Source organism: Streptomyces sp. M2CJ-2, from assembly GCF_016757295.1.
Lineage (GTDB): Bacteria > Actinomycetota > Actinomycetes > Streptomycetales > Streptomycetaceae > Streptomyces.
On sequence record NZ_JAESIF010000138.1, the window covers coordinates 1 to 7,354 of the forward strand.

Annotated in this window: 6 protein-coding genes; 5 read left to right on the top strand and 1 reads right to left on the bottom strand. The window is 69.5% G+C overall.

Annotated elements, in window-relative coordinates:
* Nucleotides 1-398: 398 nt before the first annotated feature.
* On the top strand, nt 399-704 hold the full coding sequence (locus tag JL475_RS37475) for a DUF6207 family protein (protein ID WP_237409385.1): 306 nt from the start codon (nt 399-401) through the stop codon (nt 702-704).
* A gap of 114 nt (nt 705-818) precedes the next feature.
* On the opposite strand, the gene JL475_RS37480 is transcribed toward JL475_RS37475, so the two are convergent.
* Complete coding sequence (locus tag JL475_RS37480) at nt 819-3,368, bottom strand: helix-turn-helix domain-containing protein (RefSeq protein ID WP_202282683.1); 2,550 nt, start codon at nt 3,366-3,368, stop codon at nt 819-821.
* A 179-nt stretch (nt 3,369-3,547) separates the two neighbouring features.
* Between JL475_RS37480 and JL475_RS37485 the strand changes: the two genes are divergently transcribed.
* The 4 genes from JL475_RS37485 to JL475_RS37500 form a co-directional block, all read left to right on the top strand.
* Nucleotides 3,548-4,636, top strand: a complete 1,089-nt coding sequence (locus JL475_RS37485; RefSeq protein ID WP_202282684.1) for an alpha/beta hydrolase family protein — start codon at nt 3,548-3,550, stop codon at nt 4,634-4,636.
* Nucleotides 4,637-4,694: 58 nt separating this feature from the next.
* Entirely contained in the window at nt 4,695-5,855 is a 1,161-nt protein-coding gene (locus JL475_RS37490) for a serine hydrolase (protein WP_202282685.1), read from the top strand.
* Between the two features lie 288 nt (nt 5,856-6,143).
* On the top strand, nt 6,144-6,368 hold the full coding sequence (locus JL475_RS37495; protein WP_202282686.1) for a hypothetical protein: 225 nt from the start codon (nt 6,144-6,146) through the stop codon (nt 6,366-6,368).
* Nucleotides 6,369-6,809: 441 nt separating this feature from the next.
* A partial coding sequence (locus tag JL475_RS37500) for a hypothetical protein (protein WP_202282687.1) occupies nt 6,810-7,354 on the top strand: 545 nt, incomplete at its 3' end.

Genomic DNA, 7,354 nt, shown 5'->3' on the forward strand with positions numbered 1-7,354 from the left:
CGCTGTCCACGGACAACCCCTCCCGCATGATCAACCAGAAGATCATCCCACCCGCTCAGCCAACGTGACAGCGCCCCTGTCACAGGTAGGGGCCGCTGCACTGCGGTCCCTACCTGAAGATCGTTCATGGGACACCGTGCTTCTGGTTGGGGGTGGAAGAGGGTTCCGGCTACGGCCTCCCAGCAGCCGGGCAACGACGGCCCACTACCGGCTGGCGTCTGCTGGCGGTGCTGAGGGTCCGGCGCACGCCTTGGTGCTCCCGAGCTGGGGCAGTTCGGTGCCTGCGGTCGGGCAATGCATGACCTGCGCTCCGGAGACCGCCGCCGCTACGACTGGTCCGGCGACGTTCCGTGAAGGTTGCCGGCCAGCGCTACTCGATCGGGTGAACATCCCCGAGCTTGGCGAACCGGCGTCGGCACTCAGACGTCGACCAGGGCATGAAGCCGATCAAGGACGAACACCTCGCGGAGCCGGGACTTGTCGTGGTCGACGTCGCGGCCGCGGACAACGACACCGCCCTCGCCTTCCAGGCAGCGCTCGCCGGACGCTGGGCGACCGCGACAGCCGACCGGACGACCAGAGCCCCGGGTGAGCCAGGCGTGCGGCTGCGCTGCTACCTGGACCTGCGCCAGGAACTCACCGCCGTGGTCGGCCCTGTGGTCGGCCCGACCGTGGAGCCGACCACGGTCCGACCAGAGTCGTGACGAGGCGCAGCTGCCGCCCTCGCCGAACAGCGCCTGGCCGTCGGGTGTGCACGGCGCACCTGATGGGAACGCGTCCGCAGCGGATCCCGCACGCCGCCACCACCGAGCAGACCCTCAACGGCCTTCCGACGACGCCCTCTCATCGGATGCGCGGCGCCTCGGGCCCGGTTTCACGTAGCTGGAGACGCGGCCGGAGCGGCCGTAGACGCGAGCGAGGTGTTGCTGCAGCCGGATGTGCCGGAATTGGTACACGGCACCAGCTTGCCGGAGCACCCCCCGGTGATAGGCGTCGTCCAGGAAGGCGGCGGTGTCCCACGGCAGTCTGCGCGTCAGCGGCAACCAGAACCGGCCCACCGTCAGCCATTGCCCCCACGCCGTGAGTGCGAGCACGTACGCCGCCGAGCCGCCCAGCCCGCCGACCGCCCCCAGAAGCAGAGCCGCGTCCAGCGGCCACACCATCGTCCAGGGCAGCACCTGCTGGAGCAGGCCGATGACGGCATGTCCGCAGACAGCGAGTCCGGCAGTGACAGCGGCAGCAAGCATGAGGAACTGCCGGGTGGCGGTTGACCGGTTGACGGACAGCAGTCGCATCGGCGTGGCCGCGGCGGCGATGTCCACGGGTGCCTCGAAGGCTGCGACGAGTCCGAAGGACAAGCCGGCCGTCAGACCGAAGATCAGTCCCAGGGCCAGTGTGTCCTGAATCGCCGCGCCGATCAGATCCGCGCGCGGGATGGTTCCGGCCAACGCGCGAAACATCGCGTTCGTCCAGGCGTGTGCGACCCCCAGTACAGAGCCGCCCAGCAGCCCGACCCCGAAGCGCGTGAGGATCTCACGAACCGGCCTGTGCTCGACCCGGGGGGCCACGGCCGCCAGCCTGAGTCGTACCTGGGTCGGAACGGCCACGGTACGGCCCACCGCGGCCAGGGCACAGTGCGCGAGACCGAAGACGACCGCAGAGCAGAGCCCGAACACCGCCACCTCGAACATCGCTGGCCCCTGCACGGAGGGCATGTACCCGATGGAAAGGGCGAAAAGTACCACAATCCAGTTGGCTGCGAACATGCACAGTCCGCCCAGCAGCGCGGTGTGCAGGATGCGCATCGGCAGCCGTACGGACGCGCCGAGCCGCCACCAGGCAAGGTCTCGACGCTCGTGGGCACCGGTGGCCAGGCTGTGGGCGAGGTAGCCGAGCCAGCGTTCGGCTTGGTCAGGGTCGCGGTTGCGCTGTCCGGGGGCGGGGTCGGCCCGTTCGGGGGTGCGGTGCCGGTAGACCGTGGGCACGAAATTCGCCAGCAGATGTTCCTCGAGGTGGCGCCCGGTGGGAAAGCGCGCGGTGTCAAGCAGTTCGACAGGGTCGTTACCGGGCACCTCGCTGTACATCGTCCTGGCCAGGGTCACCATCAGCGGCGTTCCCAGGACCTGTCCGAGCTGGTTGCTCGCCGGGGTGTCACGGACCCGCAGTTCGTCCAGAACGGCATCCCACACGCCTGTGGCACCGCCGCTGCCTAGGGTTTCGCCGAGGCGGTCGGTCCGGGGCAGGTACGCGGCCAGATCCTCGACGGTCAGGTCGGCGAGTTCGACGCAGGCTGCCAGCACCAGAGGCGTGTGCACGTCGTGGACCGCACGGGCGTACTCGTCCCGCCGGCTGGTCAGGACCACTGGGTGGGACGTGGCGTTGAGTGCTTCCAGCGCGGGGCCGCGCAGGGCTTCGGCGAGCTCGTCGAAACCGTCCAGGACGGGCAGAATCAGATCGGAGTCGACGAGTTCGGCGGCCAGCGTCGCACCCTCGGGAGTCGTACGGGCCAGATGCGGGTGGTCCCGTAGAAGATGGTCGACCAGCAGGTCTCGCGGGGTGATGGTCAGCGGGTCCCAGGATCCGATGCTGAGAATGACCGGCACCCGGAGGGAGGAACTCGGGGCCGCGAGGAGATCGAGGACGAACCTGATGGCCAGGATGGACTTCCCCGAGCCGGCGCGACCGAGAATCACCAGTCGTTGCGACTCGACACTCCGATAGGTGTCGGCGACAGTCCGCAGGTCGCCGTTCAGGTCCAGATCCCGGGCAGGGACTCCCGGCTGCAGGCGCTGGATGTTCTCCGGACGGTCCATCAGGACGGCGGGAGCCGACTGGTATCGCACGGGCAAAGGGAACGGGTCGTGGACGCGACGATGTTTTTCCTCCCGCTGCCAGCGTCGGCCGACCTCGCGGGCCAGTGAGGCGGCGGCGTCGACGAGCGGGCCGGCCGGCGACGGCACGGCCTGCTCAGGGACGGGGAGCGGCGCGGCCGGTGCCGGTGGCCCCGGCTGGGTCTGGCGCTGAACGGCGGGTGGCGGTTCCCCCGGCTGACCGGTCGGTACCGGCTCCTCGGGCTGAGCAGCGGGGGTCGGCTCCCCCTGCGTACCGTCGGGTGTCATTACCTCGGCCAGATCGGCGAGGGCCGGCTGCCCGTCCAGGGTCGCGGTAAGCCGTTGCCACTCCTCCGGCTTCACGTTCAGGACTTCCGCCACCTTCTGCAACGTCCTCAGCCGGTGCTCGGGGAGCCTGCCGTTCTCCAGCCGGCCGATCGTGCTCACGCTCACCTCGGCCAGCTCCGCCAGCTGCTCCTGGGTGAGGCAGGCGCGTTTGCGCAGCTGACGCATACGCGTGCCTAACTCATTGGTCACTCCGGACTCACCTTCCATGGGCACCGGTACCGCCCGAGGGTATCGAGACGACCGGTCACGGATGACCGGTCACAGATGACCTCCCCCTGACCTGCACATGCCCTGTTCCCCGGACCCGGTGGGCCGCATCGTGGTCGTGCCGGCGGACCGTCGGTCACCTCGCACAAGGGAGTACCGGATTGAGACGTCCATCAGCCCGCCACCGACGCCTCGTCGGCGTCCTGGTCGCGGCGGCACTGCTCCCGGCCGTGTCCTTGGGATCGGCCGCCCGGGCGGACTCCCCGGCCGTCCCCGGCATCGACTTCACGGACGGCTTCGGTCTGAGCCAGGTCGCAGACGGCACCGAAGTACGCTCCAGCACCGACTTCACGATCACCGTCACCACACCGGAGGTTGCCGGCCCGCACCGTATCCGGATCTTCCTGCCCAGCGGGTACGCCGAGGATCCTGACCGGCGATGGCCGGTGACGTACTTCCTCCATGGGGGCGGCGGCAACGTGGACGATGCCGCCGCCGCCCCGGCCCTGCACTCCGACGCCATGATCACCGTGGTCCCCGACGGAGGTCTCAAGAGCTGGTACGCCGACTGGTACATGCAGAACACCGCCGTAGGGGCGGCCAACTGGGAGACCTTCCACCTCGAACAGGTCGTCCCCTACATCGACGCCAACTTGCGCACCCTCCCTGACCGCGAACACCGGGCCGTCACCGGGCTGTCCATGGGGGGATCCGGCGCACTCCACTATGCCCAGGCCAGACCCGACCTCTTCGGCCACACCTCCTCCCTCTCCGGCGGAATCGACTTCTCCATGGCCACGGTCCGCGCTGCCGTACTCGCCACGGAGCTCAACCTGCCCGGCGCCTGGTGCGCGCTCAGCACATCGAGCAGCCAGGGCTGCCCGACCTACGGACCGTACGTCGACAGCGACGCCGTCTTCGGCTCGCCGTATCCGGTCCTGGGCGCTGACCACCGCTGGAACGCCTACGACCCCGCCGCCCCGGCCAACCTGCCCAAGCTTGAGAACACCCAGGTCACCCTCTACACCGGGGACCAGGGCGTGATCGACGCCAACACGGCGACGGCCGCCCGCACGGTCAAGAACCGCTTGGACCAGCTCGGCATCCCCAGTCGGCTCGTCGACTACGGCAACGGCGCCTCCCTGTCCCCCCAGTGCGACGGCAGCCACACCTACGGGTGCTGGGGCCCTGCCTATGCGGACTACATCCCGCGCCTGGAGGCCGCCTTCGAAGCCGCCGCGAAGAACTGAGCCGGCAGGACTGGCACAAACCCGACCGAGCGAGACCTCTCCGAGGAGCGGACACCGAATGACCACCCGAAACGGTACGAAACTGGCCTCCGTCATCGGCGCCTTGTGCGCGACGGTACTGACGCTGTCCAACTCGGCGGCACACGCCGCCACCGCCGAGTCCGACCACTCCGACACGCTCGCCGCGCTCAAGGCGTTCCAGGCTGCGGCGGGGCCCGGCGCAGCCGTCCACGCCGGAAACGGAAGCGAGTCCTGGACCCTGTCGGCGGGTACGGGAACCATCAACGCCGACCGGCCCATCAAGGCCGACGAGCACATCCGTATCGGCAGCCAGACCAAGACCTTCACAGCGGTGGTGGTGCTGCAGCTGGCCGAGGAAGGCCGCGTCTCCCTGGACGCGCCGATCGATGACTACCTGCCCGGTGTCGTCACTGGCAACGGCTACGACGGCACCCGCATCACCGTGCGCCATCTGCTCCAGCACACCGGCGGTCTCGGCGCCTACACCCCCTCCCCCGGGCTGAAGACGCCTCCGCCGAACCCGGACGGCACCTTCAGCCTGTCGACGGTGGTGCGGTACGCGCTGGACGCCTCGCCCCCGGTCTCCGCCCCCGGTGAAGGCTTCACCTACTCCAACACCGGCTACTACATCCTCGGAATGCTCATCGAGAAGCTGACGGGACAGCCGGTGCACAAGGCCGTGACCGAGCGCGTCATCGAACCGATCGGTCTGCCCCACACCCTCTTCCCCGCACCCGGTGACCGCGCCCTGCCCACGCCGGCCGTCAACGGCTACCACGGCGTCCGGGTGGGCTCCTTCTACCTGTGGCTGCCGGCGGTCTCGTACGACCCCTCGCTGTTCAGCAGCGCGGGAGCCATGGTCTCCACGCTGGAGGACCTGAGCGCCTTCTACCAGGAGCTGGCCACCGGAAAGGTCCTCTCCGCGAAGAGCCTTGCCGAGATGCGCACCGTGCGGCAGGTGAACACAGGCACGGGCTACGGTCTGGGCCTCCAGACGTACGAGCCCTCCTGCGGCGGTACGGCGCGGGGCCACTCCGGTGGTGTCCTGGGCTACGAGACCTTCACCCTGACCATGGACGACGGCCGCTACGTCTCCCTCGTCACCAACGTGTTGGTGCAGGTCGGCCAGCGCCCGGACGCGCAGCTACGGCAGCTGCTGGACACGGCGCTGTGCGAGGACGCACCACAGCGCGACTGACGCCGACACACAGTGTCCCCGCGCGGTGTCCCCTCACCGCACCGTGGCACCACCGTCCGACGTGGCCGGTGTGCGCGTCGTGTCGGCCCCGTCTCCCGCGGGACGCGGCCGACACGACGGGGGAGCGCACACCGGCTGCCCCTCCAGCACACGCCCCGCCGCGCGCTCACCCCCCTCCCTCCCCTTGCCTATGAGCGCGCCCTCCGGTCCGGCTCTTCGTACGCCGGCGCCCGGTGTTCACCGCACTCCTCCCTCATCCCCTATGTCCCACGGCACCAAGGAGTTGACATGGCACACCGGTACCGGTGCGGCGAATGCAGGTTTGCCACCCGGTGGACCACCGAATCCGAGGTCGGCGACCTCGCGGCTGCCCACTACGCCGAAAACCACCCCGGACTCGCACTCGGCGGCATCGTCGAGATCAACCAGAAGAACCCCAACTCCACCGGGTGCCTGCCGATGCTCGGGATCGCGTTCCTCCTGCTGGTGATCGTCGCCACCTGCCAGCGGTAGGTCGCCAGCAGCCCGAGCAACCAGCGTCGTGACGGGTCGCACCTCCCCGTACGAGGCCGCCGCGTTCCGCGGACATGTATCTGGGCGGCCTGGGCCCACGCGGCTCCCTCGCTCGCCCACACAGTCTGCAATCGCGCGCTGGAGAACGCCCGGTGAGAACGCGCTCCCAGGACTTCAGCCGGACACACGAAAGGTCACAGTGCCATGGCGGACGACAACAACCCCCGTCTCACTCACCAACCGGACACAGCGCAGGCGCCGGGGGGCCCGGTGAGGCCGAGCGCGGCGGCAGATCCGACGGCGCCCCCTCCGGTACCGCCACTTCCGCCCGCGGTGCCGGGGAGGACGCCCAACGCCTCGTCGAGCCCGTGGTTCTCCGTACCAGGGCTGCTACGGGCCCGCCCCAGGCGTCGGAGTGCCGTCATCCTGGGCGGTCTCACGGTGCTGGTTCTCGCCCTGATCGGCGGACTTCTGTCGCTCACGTCCTCGTCCTCCGACTCGAAGGAGACACAGGCCGCGCACCGTGACCTGGGACCGTTCAGGGAAGCGGTCGACGATCTGGCCACAGCGCAGGGGTTGCGCTACAAGGACACCTCGGCGTTCGGCATCACCGACAACGACATCACCGTCACCGCCAGCGGCAGCCAGTTCAGCACCCCCTCCTCCGGGCGGAACGACAACGGCCGGGACGTGCTGCGCATCGGCGGCAAGACCTTCCTGCGCTGGCAGAAGGACCCGGCACCAGCCGCAGAGACTGATCCGGAAGCGGGCTCAGACGGCGAGGCGGGCGGCACTCAGCCCAGTGAGTGGACGGACGGACTGGACGACGGCTCAGTCCTCGTCGACGAGGCCCAGTCCCGTTCCATGGCTCCTGGTGAGCTGGCGGCTGAGCTGTCCGAGGCGTTGACCTCACTAGGGCCTGTTCGGGATCGTGATCATGTGGCGGGGGCAAGGCTGCGCAGCCAGATGATGGCGCCGCGCAGCTG